General features: G+C 69.1%; 13 protein-coding genes. 7 read left to right on the top strand and 6 right to left on the bottom strand.

The window, feature by feature from the left end; translation table 11 throughout:
* Nucleotide 1 precedes the first annotated feature (1 nt).
* The 3 genes from KGA65_RS10910 to KGA65_RS10900 form a co-directional block, all read right to left on the bottom strand.
* Entirely contained in the window at nucleotides 2-892 is an 891-nt protein-coding gene (locus KGA65_RS10910; protein ID WP_225863139.1) for an ABC transporter permease, read from the bottom strand.
* Nucleotides 893-914: 22 nt separating this feature from the next.
* Nucleotides 915-1,868 carry an ABC transporter permease gene (locus KGA65_RS10905; RefSeq protein ID WP_225863138.1) on the bottom strand — a complete coding sequence of 318 codons (954 nt, stop codon included), beginning with the start codon at nucleotides 1,866-1,868 and terminating at the stop codon, nucleotides 915-917.
* Between the two features lie 62 nt (nucleotides 1,869-1,930).
* Nucleotides 1,931-3,604: an ABC transporter substrate-binding protein gene (locus KGA65_RS10900; RefSeq protein WP_225863137.1), complete on the bottom strand. Its 1,674-nt coding sequence runs from the start codon at nucleotides 3,602-3,604 to the stop codon at nucleotides 1,931-1,933.
* A 188-nt stretch (nucleotides 3,605-3,792) separates the two neighbouring features.
* Between KGA65_RS10900 and KGA65_RS10895 the strand changes: the two genes are divergently transcribed.
* Nucleotides 3,793-5,049, top strand: a complete 1,257-nt coding sequence (locus KGA65_RS10895) for a Zn-dependent hydrolase (protein WP_225863136.1) — start codon at nucleotides 3,793-3,795, stop codon at nucleotides 5,047-5,049.
* Between the two features lie 10 nt (nucleotides 5,050-5,059).
* On the opposite strand, the gene KGA65_RS10890 is transcribed toward KGA65_RS10895, so the two are convergent.
* Complete coding sequence (locus tag KGA65_RS10890; RefSeq protein WP_225863135.1) at nucleotides 5,060-5,890, bottom strand: IclR family transcriptional regulator; 831 nt, start codon at nucleotides 5,888-5,890, stop codon at nucleotides 5,060-5,062.
* 114 nt (nucleotides 5,891-6,004) lie between these two features.
* On the opposite strand from KGA65_RS10890, the gene pyrC reads away from it, so the two are divergent.
* Nucleotides 6,005-7,045, top strand: coding sequence for a dihydroorotase (gene pyrC / locus KGA65_RS10885; protein ID WP_225863134.1), 1,041 nt, complete (start codon nucleotides 6,005-6,007; stop codon nucleotides 7,043-7,045).
* 18 nt (nucleotides 7,046-7,063) lie between these two features.
* Here pyrC and sodC read toward each other — a convergent pair whose 3' ends face one another.
* Both sodC and aptA read right to left on the bottom strand, forming a co-directional pair.
* The gene (gene sodC, locus KGA65_RS10880) at nucleotides 7,064-7,591 is read right to left on the bottom strand and encodes a superoxide dismutase family protein (RefSeq protein ID WP_225863133.1); all 528 of its coding nucleotides are present in this window, start codon (nucleotides 7,589-7,591) and stop codon (nucleotides 7,064-7,066) included.
* Nucleotides 7,592-7,687: 96 nt separating this feature from the next.
* Nucleotides 7,688-9,028: an omega-aminotransferase AptA gene (gene aptA / locus KGA65_RS10875; RefSeq protein ID WP_225863132.1), complete on the bottom strand. Its 1,341-nt coding sequence runs from the start codon at nucleotides 9,026-9,028 to the stop codon at nucleotides 7,688-7,690.
* Between the two features lie 125 nt (nucleotides 9,029-9,153).
* Between aptA and KGA65_RS10870 the strand changes: the two genes are divergently transcribed.
* The 5 genes from KGA65_RS10870 to KGA65_RS10850 all read left to right on the top strand — a co-directional run bounded on the left by KGA65_RS10870 (nucleotide 9,154) and on the right by KGA65_RS10850 (nucleotide 15,671).
* Nucleotides 9,154-10,092, top strand: a complete 939-nt coding sequence (locus tag KGA65_RS10870; RefSeq protein WP_225863131.1) for a LysR family transcriptional regulator — start codon at nucleotides 9,154-9,156, stop codon at nucleotides 10,090-10,092.
* Between the two features lie 121 nt (nucleotides 10,093-10,213).
* Nucleotides 10,214-11,557, top strand: a complete 1,344-nt coding sequence (locus KGA65_RS10865) for an NAD(P)-dependent oxidoreductase (RefSeq protein WP_375142636.1) — start codon at nucleotides 10,214-10,216, stop codon at nucleotides 11,555-11,557.
* Nucleotides 11,558-11,591: 34 nt separating this feature from the next.
* Nucleotides 11,592-12,908, top strand: coding sequence for an NAD-dependent dihydropyrimidine dehydrogenase subunit PreA (preA, locus tag KGA65_RS10860; protein WP_225863130.1), 1,317 nt, complete (start codon nucleotides 11,592-11,594; stop codon nucleotides 12,906-12,908).
* Between the two features lie 11 nt (nucleotides 12,909-12,919).
* Complete coding sequence (gene hydA, locus KGA65_RS10855) at nucleotides 12,920-14,362, top strand: dihydropyrimidinase (protein ID WP_225863129.1); 1,443 nt, start codon at nucleotides 12,920-12,922, stop codon at nucleotides 14,360-14,362.
* Between the two features lie 46 nt (nucleotides 14,363-14,408).
* The gene (locus KGA65_RS10850) at nucleotides 14,409-15,671 is read left to right on the top strand and encodes a Zn-dependent hydrolase (RefSeq protein WP_225863128.1); all 1,263 of its coding nucleotides are present in this window, start codon (nucleotides 14,409-14,411) and stop codon (nucleotides 15,669-15,671) included.
* Nucleotides 15,672-15,747: the final 76 nt, after the last annotated feature.

Raw genomic sequence — 15,747 nt, 5'->3', positions numbered from 1 at the left:
GTCAGCCCTTGTGGTCCATGGCCGAACGCAGGCCGTCCGACAGCAGGTTGAAGGAGATCGAAGTGATGAAGATCATCGCGCCCGGCAGCGCCGCCACCAGCGGCTGGGTGTAGATGGCCGTGCGCAGGGTGTTGAGCATCAGGCCCCACTCGGGCTCGGGCGGCTTCACGCCCAGGCCCAGGAAGGACAGGCCCGAGGCCAGGATCATCGACACCGCGATCAGGCTGGTGGCGAAGACGAAGATGGGGCCCAGCACATTGCCCAGCACATGCACCCGCACGATGGTGAAGGCGCTGGCGCCGGTGGCGCGGGCGGCCTCCACATAGTCCCGGTTGCGGGCCTGGGCGGTGACGCTTTCGGCCACGCGGGCGATCTGCGGCACGAAGACGATGGTCAGCGAGACCAGCGAGTTGAAGATGCCCGCACCCAGCGCGCCCGACAGCGCGATGGCCAGCAGCACCGAGGGGAAGGCGTAGAACACGTCGATCGTGCGCATGATGACCGTGTTGGTCACGCCGCCGGCATAGCCGGCCAGCACGCCGATGCCCGTGCCGATGACGAAGGCCAGCAGCACCGGCGTGATGCCGATGAACAGCGACAGCCGGGCGCCGACGATCAGGCGCGAGAGCAGGTCACGGCCCAGCTCGTCGCTGCCCAGCGGGTAGTCCGGCGAGCCGATGGGCTGCAGGCGCTTGAACATCGAGCTGGCATAGGGGTCGGCCGGCGCCAGGTGCGGGCCGAAGAGGGCCATCATCAGCAGGAGCAGCAGCACCACGCCGGCGCCCATGGCCACCGGGTCGCGCACGAAGCGGCCGAACACGGCGGCCCAGTAACCGCGGCTGCGCGGCGGGGCGGGCTCCACGGCCACGGAAGGAGAGGCAAGGGTGTTCATGTCGGTGTCCTCACGGGCGTGTTCACTGGCGGGCGATGCGCGGATCGAGCAGGGTCTGCACCATGTCGACCAGCAGGTTCAGCAGCACGAAGAACAGGGCCAGCACCAGGATGCTGCCCTGCAGCAGCGGCAGGTCGCGCTGGAAGATGGCCTGGTTCAGCAGGAAGCCGGTGCCCGGCCAGGAGAAGACGGTTTCGATCAGGATCGAGCCGCCCAGCAGATAGCCCAGCTGCAGGCCCATCACGGCCAGCGCGGTGGGGGCGGCGTTCTTCAGCACGTGGCGGAACACGCCCACATGCGACAGGCCTTTGGCGCGCAGGCCGGTGATGAACTCCTGGTCCAGGAGCTCGGCCACCAGGGCGCGCACGGTGCGGGCGATGATGCCCATCGGGATCACCGACATCGTGATGGCCGGCAGGATCATGAACTGCACATGCTCCCAGTTCCAGGCCCAGTCCTCGGAGCCGCCGGGGCCGGCGCCGGTGGCGGGTAGCCACATCAGCAGCGACGAGAAGATGATCACCATCACCATGCCCAGCCAGTAGTGCGGCACCGACACGCCCAGCACCGAGATGCCCGAGGCGATCCGGTCCAGCCAGGAGTTGCGGAAGTAGCCGGCCACGAAGCCGAACAGGCTGCCCAGCACGAAGCCGATCACGGTGGCGACCAGAGCCAGGCGCAGGGTGTTGACGACGGCCGTCATCACTTCGGAGGTGGCCGGGCGGCTGGTGGCGATGGACATGCCCAGGTCGCCGTGCAGCGCGCGCCAGATCCAGCGGCCGAACTGCTCGGGCAGCGGTCGGTCGAAACCGTAGAGCGTGCGCAGCTGCGCCTGCAGCTCGGCCGAGGCGTCGGCCGGCAGCACGGAGACCAGCGGATCGCCGGGGGCGATGTGCACCAGGGCGAAGCACACCAGGGCCACGCCCAGCAGGATGGGCAAGGTGTAGAGGATGCGGCGGAGCAGGTAGGCAAGCATGGGCGGCGGCGTGGGCAAGGAAGGAAATGCGGACGCCCGCGCGAGGCGGGCGCCCGCGACCATCACTTCACGGTCATCGTGGCGATGTCGATGAACCAGCTCTGCGGCTGCACCACGTTGCCGACCTTGGCCGACATGGCACGCGGGCCGACGTCGTGGGCCACGAACAGGAACGGGGCCTGGTCCACGATCTGGGTGTGCAGCTCGGCCAGGGCGGCGTCGCGCTTTTTGTCATCAAAGCTGGTGCGGGCCTTGGCGACGATGGCATCCACCTTCGGGTCGCTGAAGTAGCCCCAGTTGTTCGACACCGGCGGGAAGGCCTTGGTGCTGACAAAGCGGACCATCGCGAAGAACGGGTCCATCGTCGCAGCCGTCACGTTGGTGGCGTTGGCACCGTGGGCCCCCGGGTCCTTGGCACCCAGACGCCAGCCGGAGAACAGCGTGTTCCACTCGACCACGTCGAAGTCCACGTCGATGTAGCAGCTCTTGAGGTTCTGCTGGATCACCTCGTTCATCGGCAGCGGCAGCATCTGGCCCGAACCCGAGGCCGAGGTCTGCACCTTGACCTTCAGGTGCTTGTTGGGGCCGTAGCCGGCCTGCTTCATCAGCGCCTGGGCGGCCGGCACGTCGTACTTGATCTGGAACTTCGGCGAGCCGCGCCAGGGGTGGCCCGGCTCCACGATGCCGGTGGCCTCGGCCATCATGCCGCCCAGCAGCTGTTTCATCGCGGTGCGGTTCACGCACAGATTGGCGGCGTGGCGCACGCGCACGTCATTCCAGGGCGAGCCCGGCAGGAAGGAGAACTGCCACGGCCAGATGTGCGGTTGCAGGTTGGCGTAGACCTTGAAGCCGCGCTGCTTGAGCGTGGCCAGCGCGTCGGGGGCCGGGGCCTCGATCCAGTCCACCTGGCCGGACATCAGCGCGGCGGTGCGCGAGTTGGCCTCGGGCAGCGGCAGCAGCACCACGCGGTCGATCTTCGGGCGGCGCTTGGCATCCCAGTACTCGGGGTTCTTGACCATCTCCAGGCGTTCGCGCGGCACGAACTTGGACGCCTTGAACGGGCCGGTGCCCGAGGGGCTGGCGGCAAAGGCGGTCCAGGCTTGCTTGCCGCGCTCGGCGTGGTCGGTCACGCTGGCGGGCACGGCGTCGTACTTCTTCTGCCAGGCGGCCGGCGAGGCCATGAACAGGTTGGTCAGGTTGATCGGCAAGAAGGAATCGGGCTCGCTGGTGGTCAGCTCGACGGTCAGGTCGTCGATCTTGCGGGCGCTGCGCAGCGTGGGCATGCGCGAGGCGGTCACGCCCACCTGGGCCGGGTCGTACTGCGGCGCGCTCTTGTCGAGCACCTTGTGCACGTTCCACACCACGGCGTCGGCATTGAAGGCCGAGCCGTCGTGGAATTTCACGCCCGGACGCAGCTTGAACACCCACTTGGTGTGGTCCTTCGGGTCCACCGCCCAGGACAGCGCCAGATCGGGGATCACCACGCTGGGCTTGCTCGCCGAGCTCAGGTCCCACTGGGTCAGGCCGTCGTACATCGGGATGCCGGTGAAGCGGTTGCCCTCGAAGCCTTGGTCCGGCTGGCCGGAGGTGCGGGGAATGTCACCGGCGGTCATGGCGATGCGCAGCACCTTTTCCTGTGCCAGGGCGCTGGTGCTGCCCAGGGCGCCAAAGGCGGCGACCAGGGCCAGGCTCAACACGGCCTGGCGGGAAGACGGGAAACGCGGGGTCAAGGACATCACTGGGTACCTCGTCGAGGGGTGGAAGGATGGAATGGCTTGAAGCAAACCGTATGCCAGTGAACCACATGAATATCGATAAACGATTCATAAGATGTGATTGCCGCGTTGTCTATAGAGGATAGAGATATGTTGGTCCGGGAATTGCAGCATCACCGTGATCTTGTTACCTGACCGGATGAATCGCCATGACGACCCTTGAAATGCCCCGAATCAATGCAGCCCGCCTGTGGCAATCGCTGATGGATCTGGCCCAGGTTGGTGCAACGCCCAAAGGTGGTGTGCGCCGGCTGGCCCTGACGGACGAAGACCGCCAGGGGCGGGACCGGGTGGTCGGCTGGTTCCGCGAGGCTGGCCTGGAGGTGCGCATCGACGAGGTGGGCAATGTCTTCGGCCGCCGCGCCGGGACGGATGCCGCAGCCCGCGCCGTGGCCACCGGCAGCCACATCGACACCCAGCCCTCGGGGGGCAAGTTCGACGGCAACTTCGGCGTGATGGCCGGCCTGGAGGTGGTGCGCACTCTGAACGACCGCGGCATCCGCACCCGGGCGCCGATCGAGGTCGCGTTCTGGATGAACGAGGAAGGCTCCCGCTTCACGCCGGTGATGATGGGCTCCGGCGCCTTCACGGGTGTCTTCACGCCCGACTTTGTGCGGGCCCAGCGCGACATCGACGGCCTGAGCGTGGGCGACGAGCTGGCGCGCATCGGCTACCGCGGCCAGGTGCCGGCCGGCCAGGTGCCGGGCGGCATGTTCGGGGCCTATTTCGAGGCCCACATCGAGCAGGGCCCGATCCTGGAAGCCAAGGGCCTGCCCATCGGCGTGGTGGCCGGCGCGCTGGGCCAGCAGTGGTACGACGTGGTGGTGACCGGGCAGGACGCCCACGCCGGCCCGACCCCGATGGAGCTGCGCCATGACGCGCTGCTGGCCGCGGCCCGCATGATCGACCTGGTCAACCGCATCGCCAAGGACGAGGCGCCGCACGGCCGGGGCACGGTGGGCTTCGCGCAGGTGATCCCCAACTCACGCAACGTCATCCCGGGCGAGGTGCGCTTCTCGGTCGACTTCCGCCACCTGGCGCAGGACGGGCTGGACCGGATGGATGCGGCGATGCATGAGGGCTTTGCGGCGCTGGCCCGGGATGGCCAGTGCCGCGTGGCGATCGAGCAGGTCTGCAAGTTCGAGCCGGCGCAGTTCCACCCCGACTGCGTGGCCAGCGTGCGCCACGCGGCCGAGCAGTTGGGCCTGCCGCACATGGACGTGGTCAGTGGTGCGGGCCACGACGCGGTCTACCTGAGCGCGTTGGCGCCCACCGGCATGATCTTCGTGCCCTGCAAGGATGGCATCAGCCACAACGAGATCGAAGACGCCCAGCCGGAGCACCTGGCCGCCGGCGCCAATGTGCTGCTGCTGGCCATGCTGGAGCGCGCCGGCCGCGCCGACTGACGCGTCTTGTTCAGTGCGTCATCGCCTGCGACACGGCGCGGGCGCACTCGATCACCATCGGACCCAGCTTGCGCTGGGCGTCTTCCAGCGTCCAGCGGCTGGTGGGCGGGGCGAGGTGCACCGTGGCCACCGGCCGGCCGCGGCTGTCCACCACCGGGGCGCCAATGCCCATGTCGCCCAGGAACAGCTCTTCGCAGTTGGTGGCGTAGCCCACCCGCCGGCATTCCGCCACCTTGGCCATGATGTCGTCCACCGAGGTCAGCGTGGCCGCGGTGCGGGCCGGGCGGGGGGTGGCTTCCAGCAGCGCGCGCGCCTCGGCATCGCTCAGGCAGCTCAGCCAGGCCCGGCCGGTGCTGGTGCAGTACATCGGCACGCGCATGCCCACGGGGGTCAGCACGGGGATGAACTTGGGCGTGAGCAGCTGCGCCACATAGACCATGTCGGTGCCCACCGCCTCGGTGAGGCTGGCGGTCTCGCCGCTGGCATTGGCGAGCTGGGACAGGTAGGGGTGGGCGGCGCGGATCAGCGGGTGCGCCGCCAGGTAGTTGAAGCCCAGCTCAATGACCTTGGGCAGCAGCTGAAAGCGCCGCGTCTGCGGGTGCTTGCCGACGTAGCCCAGCACCTGCAGCGTGTGCACCGTGCGCTGGGCCGAGGCCTTGCTCATTTGGGTCAGTTCGGCCAGCTCCGACAGGGTCAGGGTGCGGTGGGCGGCGTCAAAGGCGCGCAGCACCTCCAACCCCTTTTCCAGCGACTGGTTGAACAGCGGGTCGGCGCGACGCACTGGCGCGTCGGCGGTCTGGGGGGCGGCGGCCGCGGGTGGAGGGGAGGACTTGGGCGGCATGCAGGTTTTGCCTATATGTTGGAATCGATTGTCGATGCAATGCAAATGAAATGCATGCAGTTTTCGGGCCCGATACCGGCGGGCGCATCCCCGCTCGATGGGACAATTCAGCCCATGAGCGCCCCCACCACCCTGACGATCACCCGCCCCGACGACTGGCACCTGCATGTGCGCGACGGCGCGGCCCTGGCGGCTGTCGTGCCGCACACGGCGCGCCAGTTCGGCCGCGCCATCATCATGCCCAACCTGAAGCCGCCAGTGACCACGGCGGCCCAGGCCATCGCCTACCGCGAGCGCATCCTGGCCGCGGTGCCGGCCGGTGTGGATTTCCAGCCGCTGATGACGCTCTACCTGACCGACAACACGCCGGTCAGCGAGATCGCCGCGGCGAAGGCGGCCGGCGTGGTGGCGCTCAAGCTCTACCCGGCCGGCGCCACCACCAACAGCGATGCCGGCGTGACCGACATCCGCAAGACCTACGCGACGCTGGAGGCCATGCAGCGCGCCGGCCTGCTGCTGCTGGTGCACGGCGAGGTGACCGACCCGGCGGTGGACATCTTCGACCGCGAGGCGGTGTTCATCGACCGCGTGATGCAGCCGCTGCGCCGCGATTTCCCCGAGCTGAAGGTGGTGTTCGAGCACATCACCACGAAGGAAGCGGCCGACTATGTGGCCAGCGCCGGAGCTTTCACCGCGGCCACCATCACCGCCCACCACCTGCTCTACAACCGCAACGCCATCTTCCAGGGCGGGCTGCGGCCGCACTACTACTGCCTGCCGGTCTTGAAGCGCGAGGTGCACCGCCAGGCCCTGGTGGCCGCGGCCACCAGCGGCTCGGACCGCTTCTTCCTGGGCACCGACAGCGCACCGCACCCGGCCCACCTGAAGGAGCACGCCAGCGCCTGCGCCGGCTGCTACACCGCCCTGTCGGCGCTGGAGCTGTACGCCGAGGCCTTCGAGGCTGCCGGGGCGCTGGACAAGCTCCAGGGTTTCGCCAGCGAACACGGCCCGGCCTTCTACGGCCTGCCGCGCAACGCCGGCACCGTGACCTTGGTGCGCGAACCCTGGACCCTGCCGGAGGCCGTGGCCTTCGGCGACGCCAGCCTGAAGCCGCTGCGCGGCGGCGAAACCCTGCACTGGAAGCTGCAGGGCTGAGGCCGGCGCCCCGGGCGCTCAGCCCGGGATCACGCCGCAGGCCACGCGGGCCCCGCCACCGCCCAATGGCGCCGGGTGGTCCGCATGGTTGTCGCCGCCGGCATGCACCATCAGGGCGTGGCCCTGCACATCGGCCAGCTTCAGACGCGGGGCCAGCACGGGTTGGCTGGCCGAACCATCGGCGGCCACGTACAGCGGCGGCAGATCGCCCAGGTGGCCATCGCCCCAGGGCTCGGCATGCTTCTTGGTGCCGGCCGGGTCCAGGTGGCCGCCGGCGGCCAGGGCCGGCACGGGCTTGCCGTTTTGTTCGCCCGGGGCGCAGGAGCCCTTCTCATGCACGTGAAAGCCGTGCAGGCCGGGCGCCAGACCCTGCAGCATGGGGTAGAGCGCCAGCCCGTAGGGCGTCTCCACCAGCTTCACCGTGCCCAGCGCGGCGCCGGGCCCTTCCGGGGTGGCGGCTTGCAGCGTGACGGTGGCTTCGGCCGCCAGCGCGGCCGTGGAGGCGGCGGCGCCCAAGGTGGCCGCCAGCAGGAGGTTCAGTCGCATGGCATGTCCCGGTAGTGTGTTGGGAATGCCCTTGTACTGCAGCCCCCGGCGGCTGTCATCGTTCACCGGTGACAGCCGCAGGGGTGTTGGCCAGGATCAGGCCGTGGCGTTGATCGCCTCGCCCAGCGCGTTGATCAGGGCGTCGATCTGGGCCGGGGTGGTGACGAACGGCGGCGCCAGCTGGATGGTGTCGCCGCCGAAGCGCACGTAGAAACCCTTTTCCCAGCACTTCAGGCCGATCTCGTACGGGCGGATGGCGGCGTCCCCGTTGCGACCCGCGATGGTCAGGCCGGCGGCCAGACCGTAGTTGCGGATGTCGGTGATGTGCTTGGCGCCCTTCAGGCTGTGCACCGCGTTCTCGAAGTACGGGGCCAGCTCCTTGGCCTGCTGGATGGCGTTTTCCTTCTCCAGGATGTCGAAGGTGGCCAGGCCGGCCGCGCAGGCCACCGGGTGGCCCGAGTAGGTGTAGCCGTGCGGGAACTCGACCGCGTGTTCCGGGCCGCCGGCGGCCATGAAGGTGTCGTAGATCTCGCTCTTGACGACCACGCCACCCATCGGGATGGTGCCGTTGGTCACCTGCTTGGCGAAGTTGATCATGTCGGGCGTGACGCCGAAGGCTTCCGAGCCGGTCCAGGCGCCGGTGCGGCCAAAGCCGGTGATGACCTCGTCGAAGATCAGCAGGATGTTGTTCTGCGTGCAGATCTCGCGCAGGCGTTGCAGGTAGCCCTTGGGCGGCACCACCACGCCGGCCGAACCGGAGAAGGGCTCGACGATCACGGCGGCGATGTTGGAGGCGTCGTGCAGGCCGATCACATCCAGCAGCTCATTGGCCAGTTCGGCGCCGTTCTCGGGCATGCCGCGGCTGAAGGCGTTGCTGGCCAGCTGGGTGTGGGGGATGTGGTCGCACTGCAGGGCTTCGCCGAACATCTTGCGGTTGCCACCCAGGCCACCGACGCTGATGCCGCCGAAGTTCACGCCGTGGTAGCCCTTCAGGCGGCCGATCAGACGGGTCTTGCTGGCCTGGCCCTTTTGGCGCCAGTAGGCGCGGGCGATCTTCAGCGAGGTGTCGGCCGCTTCCGAGCCGGAGCAGGCGTAGAACACGTGTTCCAGGCCGGCGGGCATGTGCGAGACGATGCGCTCGGCCAGTTGGAACGAGCCCTTGACGCCGAACTGGAAACCCGGCGCGTAGTCCAGCGTGGCGACCTGGCGGCTCACCGCGTCGACGATTTCCTGGCGACCGTGGCCCAGGCCGCAGGTCCACAGGCCCGACAGACCGTCGAAGATCTGACGGCCGCGGTCGTCCTTGAAGTAGACCCCCTTGCCCTCCACCAGGATGCGCGGGTCCTTCTTGAAGGCGCGGTTGGAGGTGAAGGGCATCCAGTGCGCCTTCAGTTGGGCTTCGGTCAGCGGTTGTTCGGGCAGGTCGCTCATGTCCATGGGGCAGCTCCAGGGGTGAAAGGAGAGGCTCAGCAAAAAGGGGGTGAAGCCTTGATTCTGGGCATGGGCTTGGTTTGCATAAACTGCAATCTTTGCTTATTCACGCGCAGAGGATTGCAACCAAGATGGTCAAGAAGGCCTTGCTGGGGCAGGTGGGGGACACCGAGATCCGCCTGTTGCGCATCTTCAAGTCGGTGGTGGAGTGCGGCGGACTGGCGGCGGCCGAGCTGGAGCTCAACATCGGCCGCTCCACCGTCAGCCGCCATGTGAAGGACCTCGAGCAGCGCCTGGGGCTGCTGTTGTGCCGGCGCGGCCGCAGCGGCTTCGCGCTGACGCCCGACGGCCAGCGGGTGTACGACGCCGCGCTGCGGCTGCTGACGGCGCTCGACGGCTTCCGCGCCGATGTGCGCGACCTGCACGCGGGCCTGCAGGGGCCGCTGTCGCTGGGCCTGTTCGACAAGATCGCCACCAACCCGGCGGCCCGGCTGCACCAGGCGCTGGGGGCCTTCCGCGACGAGGCGCCGCAGGTCACGCTGGACATCACGGTGGGCTCGCTCAACGCGCTGGAGACGGCGGTCATCGACGGTCGCCTGCACCTGGCCGTGGTGCCCGACCACCGCCGCTCCGACAGTCTGAACTACCTGCCGCTGTTCCCGGAAACCATGTGGCTGTACTGCGGCCAGGGGCATCCGCTGTATGACCGTCCGATGGGGGCGGTGGGCTGGGACGAGCTGCGTGGGCAGGACTACGCCGGCCTGGCCTTCCATTCCCCGAACATGGAGGTCACGCACCGTTTCGGCTTGCGGCGCACCGCAACGGTGACCGATCAGGAGGCGCTGGCGCTGCTGATCCTGTCGGGCCGCTACCTCGGCTTCCTGCCGGACCACTACGCCGACATCTTCTTGCGCGACGGCCGGCTGCGCCGCGTCGGCCCGGACGACGCCAGCTACCCGGTGCAGTTCGTCGCCATCACCCGGGCGTCCCCCCCGGCGCCCCGGGCGGCGCGGGCCTTTCTGGAGGCGCTGCGCCGGGCCCATCCGCAGCCGCCGGCCCCGGTGGACTGAGCTCCTTTCGGCGTTCCGTGGCCCGCGTTGGCACGGAACTGGCAAGGGTGCGTTTTGAAAGTTGACCAAACGGTCAAGTTCTGAGCCCACCCTCCCACCGAGACGAGGAGTTCGCGTGTCCCTGAACCCCCATCCTGTCCTGCATGCCGGCAGCCCCGCCGAAGCCATTGCCGCGGCGGCAGAAGCCCCGCTGACCCGCGGCCAGGCTGCGCTCGAAGCCGAGCGTTGCCTGTACTGCCACGAGGCGCCCTGCGAGCAGGCTTGTCCCACCCACATTCCGGTGCCGCAGTTCATCCGTCGCATCGGCGACGGCGACCTGCGCGGCGCGGCCCAGGCCATCCTGGCGGCCAACCCGCTGGGCGGCATGTGCGCCCGGGTCTGCCCGACCGAGGAGCTGTGTGAGGCCGTCTGCGTGCGCAACACGCAGCAAGGCCAGCCGATCGCCATCGGCCGCCTGCAGCGCCTGGCGGTGGACGCGGCGATGACGCTGCCGGCCACCATCTTCTTCCACCGCGCGCCGGCGACCGGCCGCACCGTGGCGGTGGTGGGCGCCGGCCCGGCCGGCTTGGCCTGCGCCCACGGCTTGGCGCTGAAGGGCCACAGCGTGGTGCTGTTCGACGCCCACGCCAAGGCGGGGGGCCTGAACGAATACGGCCTGGCCAGCTACAAGACGGCCGACGACTTCGCACAGCGCGAGATTGCCTGGCTGCTGCAGACCGGCGGCATCACCGTGCGCACCGGCTGGCGGCTGGAGAGCGCGGCCCAGCTGGCCGAGCTGCGCGAGAGCTTCGACGCGGTCTTCCTGGGCATCGGCCTGGGCAGCACCCAGGCGCTGGGCGTGCCCGGCGACACGCTGGACGGCGTGGAGGACGCGGTGGACTTCATCGCCCGCCTGCGCCAGGCTGCCGACCTGTCCACGCTGAAGGTGGGCCGCCAGGTGGTGGTGATCGGCGGCGGCATGACCGCCATCGATGCCGCGGTGCAGGCCAAGCTGCTGGGCGCCGAGCAGGTCACGCTGGCCTACCGCCGCGGCCCGGAGGCGATGTCGGCCTCCGAGGTGGAGCAGCGCTGGGCCCTGACCCATGGCGTGGTGATCCGCCACTGGCTGGCGCCGCAGGCGATGGTGGGCGAAGGCGGCCGGGTGACCGGCATCACGCTGGCCGGCCAGCAACTGGTGGACGGCCGTCTGGTGCCCACCGGCGCGCTGGAAACCCTGCCGGCCGACCAGGTGCTCAAGGCCATCGGCCAGAAGCTGTCGGCCGGCTGGGCCGCCGACGCCGGGCTGGCGCTGACCGGGGGCCGCATCGTCGTCGATGCCACCGGCCACACCAGCCTGCCGGGCGTCTGGGCCGGCGGCGACTGCGTGGCCGGCGGCCGCGACCTGACCGTGGAGGCGGTGGAGCACGGCAAGCAGGCCGCGCTGTCCATCGACGCCTGCATCACCCAAGCCGCCTGCGCGGCCTGAACCGCACAACGAACGACCGAGGAAGGCATTCACCATGGCCGACTTGACCACCCACTTCGTGGGCATCCAGAGCCCCAACCCGTTCTGGCTGGCGTCCGCGCCGCCGACCGACAAGGCCACCAACGTCATCCGCGCCTTCGAGGCCGGCTGGGGCGGGGTGGTCTGGAAGACGCTGGGCGAGGATCCCCCGGTGGTCAACGTGCACGGGCCGCGCTACTCGGCGCTGCTCTCGCCCGACCGCCGCGTGCTGGGCTTCAACAACATCGAGCTGATCTCGGACCGTCCGCTGGGCCTCAATCTCAAGGAGATCGCCCAGGTCAAGCGCGATTGGCCGGACCGCGCGATGGTGGTCTCGCTGATGGTGCCCTGCAACGAGGAGAGCTGGAAGCGCATCCTGCCGATGGTCGAGGACACCGGCGCCGATGGCATTGAGCTGAACTTCGGCTGCCCGCACGGCATGAGCGAGCGTGGCATGGGCGCGGCCGTCGGCCAGGTGCCCGAGTACATCGAGATGGTCACGGCCTGGTGCAAGCAGTACAGCCAGATGCCGGTGATCGTGAAGCTCACGCCCAACATCACCGACATCCGCTACCCGGCCCGGGCCGCCAAGCGCGGCGGGGCCGATGCGGTCAGCCTGATCAACACGATCAACTCCATCATGGGCGTGGACCCGAACACGCTGACGATGGTGCCCAGCACCGGTGGCAAGGGTTCGCACGGCGGCTACTGCGGCCCGGCGGTCAAGCCCATCGCGCTGAACATGGTGGCCGAGATCGCCCGGGACCCGGAAACCGCCGGCCTCCCGATCTCCGGCATCGGCGGCGTGAGCAACTGGCGCGACGCGCTGGACTACATCGCGCTGGGCGCCGGCACGGTGCAGGTCTGCACCGCGGCGATGGTCTACGGCTTCCGCATCGTGCAGGAGATGGCCTCCGGTCTGTCCAACTACCTGGACGAGAAGGGTCTGCCCAACCTGGCGGCGGTGCAGGGCAAGGCCGTGCCCACCGTGTCGGACTGGCGCTACCTGAACCTCAACCACGTCTCGAAGGCGGTCATCAACCAGGACGCCTGCATCCAGTGCGGCCGCTGCCATGTGGTCTGCGAGGACACCTCGCACCAGGCCATCTCCTTCATGCAGGACGCGGCCGCCGGCACGCGCCGCTTCGAGGTGAAGGAAGACGAGTGCGTGGGCTGCAACCTCTGTGTCTCGATCTGCCCGGTGCCCGAGTGCATCACGATGCGCGACCTGGCGCCCGGCGAGATCGACCAGCGCACCGGTGCGCCGGTGCCGGCGGGGCACCGTGACTGGCGCACCCATCCCAACAACCCCATGCGGGAAACCACGGTCTGAGGAGCGAAACGATGAAGAGCCTGCTGATCCGAGGCGGCACGGTGGTCAATGCCGACCGCGAACAACGTGCCGATGTGCTGTGTGTGGAGGGCGTGATCGCCGAGGTGGGCGAGAACATCACGGCTCCGCCGGGCGCGACGATCATCGAGGCGGGTGGGCAGTACGTGATGCCGGGCGGCATCGACCCGCACACCCACATGAACTTCCCGTTCATGGGCACCCGCACCGTCGATGACTTCTACAGCGGCACCGCCGCGGGGCTGGCCGGTGGCACGACCACCATCATCGACTTCGTCATTCCCGACCCGAAGCAGCCGCTGATGGAGGCCTACCGCAACTGGCGCCAGTGGGCCGAGATCGCGGCGTCCGACTACAGCTTCCACGTCGCCATCACCTGGTGGGACGAGAGCGTGCACGCCGACATGGGCACGCTGGTGCGCGAGGAGGGCGTGAACAGCTTCAAGCACTTCATGGCCTACAAGAACGCCATCATGTGCGACGACGAGACGCTGGTGAACAGCTTCCGCCGCGCGCTGGAGCTGGGCGCCATGCCCACCGTGCACGCCGAGAACGGCGAGCTGGTCTTCCTGCTGCAGCAAGAGATGAAGACCAAGGGCATGTTCGGGCCCGAGGCGCACCCGCTCTCGCGTCCGCCCGCGGTCGAGACCGAGGCCGCCCAGCGCGCCATCGCGATCGCCGATGTGCTCAACGTGCCGATCTACGTGGTGCATGTGTCCTGCGCCGAAACGGCCGAGGCCATCGCCCGCGCCCGCGCCCGCGGTCAGCGGGTCTACGGCGAGGTGCTGGCCGGCCACCTGGTGGTCGACGACAGCGTCTACCGCGATCCCAGCTTCGAGGTGGCCGCGGCCCATGTGATGAGCCCGCCCTTCCGCGCCAAGACCCACCAGGAGGCACTGTGGCGCCATCTGCAGGCCGGCGCGCTGCAGACCACCGCCACCGACCACTGCACCTTCTGCGCCGCGCAGAAGGCCATGGGCAAGCTGGATTTCAGCAAGATCCCGAACGGCACCGGCGGCGTCGAGGAACGTCTGGCGGTGATCTGGGACGCCGGCGTCAACACCGGGCGCCTGACGCCCAGCGAGTTCGTCGCCGCCACCTCGGCCAACGCGGCCAAGCTGTTCAACCTCTATCCGCGCAAGGGCTGCGTGGCCAAGGGCGCCGACGCCGACCTGGTGGTCTGGGACCCGGCCGCGACCAAGACCTTCTCGGTCAAGACCCAGCATTCCAAGGGCGACTACAACATCTTCGAAGGCCGCACCGTCACCGGCGTGCCCAGCCACACCGTCAGCCAGGGCAACGTCGTCTACGCGCAGGGCGAACTGCGCGCCGTGCAGGGCGCGGGCCGCTATCTGAAGCGCCCGGCCTTCGGCCCGCAGTTCACCGCGCTGGGCAAGAAGGCGGCCCTGGCCACCCCGGTTCCCGTGGCCCGCTGAGGCGAGCCCATTCCCGTGGGGCAACCCACGGTCCAAGGAGTTCTTCATGAGCACTGCAAGCACCACCCCCGTCGCCGATCTGCGCGTCAATGGCGAGCGTCTGTGGCAATCCCTGATGGATCTGGCCCGCATCGGCGCCACCCCCAAGGGCGGCGTCTGCCGTCTGGCCTTGTCCGAGCTGGATGGACAGGGGCGTGACCTGGTCGTCGGCTGGGCCAAGGCCGCCGGCCTGGCCGTCACCATCGACCAGATCGGCAACGTCTTCATGCGCCGCGCCGGCCGCAACAACAGCCTGCCGCCCATCGTCACCGGCAGCCACATCGACACCCAGCCCACCGGCGGCAAGTTCGACGGCAACTACGGCGTGCTGGCCGGCCTGGAGGTGATGCGCACCTTGAACGACCAGGGCATCGAGACCGAGGCCCCGCTGGAGCTGGCCTTCTGGACCAACGAGGAAGGCTCGCGCTTCGTGCCGGTGATGATGGGCTCGGGCGTGTTCCGTGGCGCCTTCACGCTGGAACATGCCTATGCCGCCAAGGACGTGGACGGCAAGACCGTCAAGGACGAGCTGCAGAAGATCGGCTACCTGGGCACCGAGGTGCCGGGCCAGCATCCGATCGGCGCCTATTTCGAGACCCACATCGAGCAGGGCCCGGTCCTGGAGGACAACGGCAAGACCATCGGCATCGTCACTGGCGTGCTGGGCATCCGCTGGTACGACTGCACCGTGACCGGCATGGAAGCCCACGCGGGCCCGACGCCGATGCACCTGCGCAAGGACGCGCTGCAGGTGGCCACCCGGCTGATGCAGGAAGTGGTGGCCTGCGCCGGCCGCCATGGCAGCGAAGGCCGCGGCACCGTGGGCATGGTGCAGGTCTTCCCGAACAGCCGCAACGTGATTCCCGGCCAGGTGAAGTTCAGCATCGACATGCGCAACGCCACCGATGCGGACTGCGATGCGATGGACGCCGACATCCGCGCCGTGGCCGACCGCCTGGTGCGCGAGACCGGCCTGACGATCCAGCTGGATCTGGTGTCCTCCTACCCGGCGCAGCCCTTCCACGCGGACTGCGTGAACGCGGTGGCGCTGGGCGCCGAGGCGCTGGGCTACAGCGCCATGCGCTGCGTCTCCGGGGCCGGCCACGACGCGGTCTATATGTCGCAGCTGGCGCCCACCGGGATGATCTTCATTCCCTGCAAGGACGGCATCAGCCACAACGAGATCGAGGATGCCGACCCGGTCCACATCACCGCCGGCTGCAACGTGCTGCTGCGCGCGATGCTCGAGCGTGCCGGCGTGGCGGGCTGACACCCGCGCGGTCGAACGGGACACCGGGGGCATTCCTTCTTCGGGACGACGGCGTCACGCGGCTCCGGTACGCTTG

Source organism: Ideonella benzenivorans, from assembly GCF_020387415.1.
GTDB classification, from domain to species: Bacteria; Pseudomonadota; Gammaproteobacteria; order Burkholderiales; family Burkholderiaceae_C; genus Ideonella; species Ideonella benzenivorans.
This window is presented reverse-complemented; position numbering and strand designations above follow the sequence as displayed.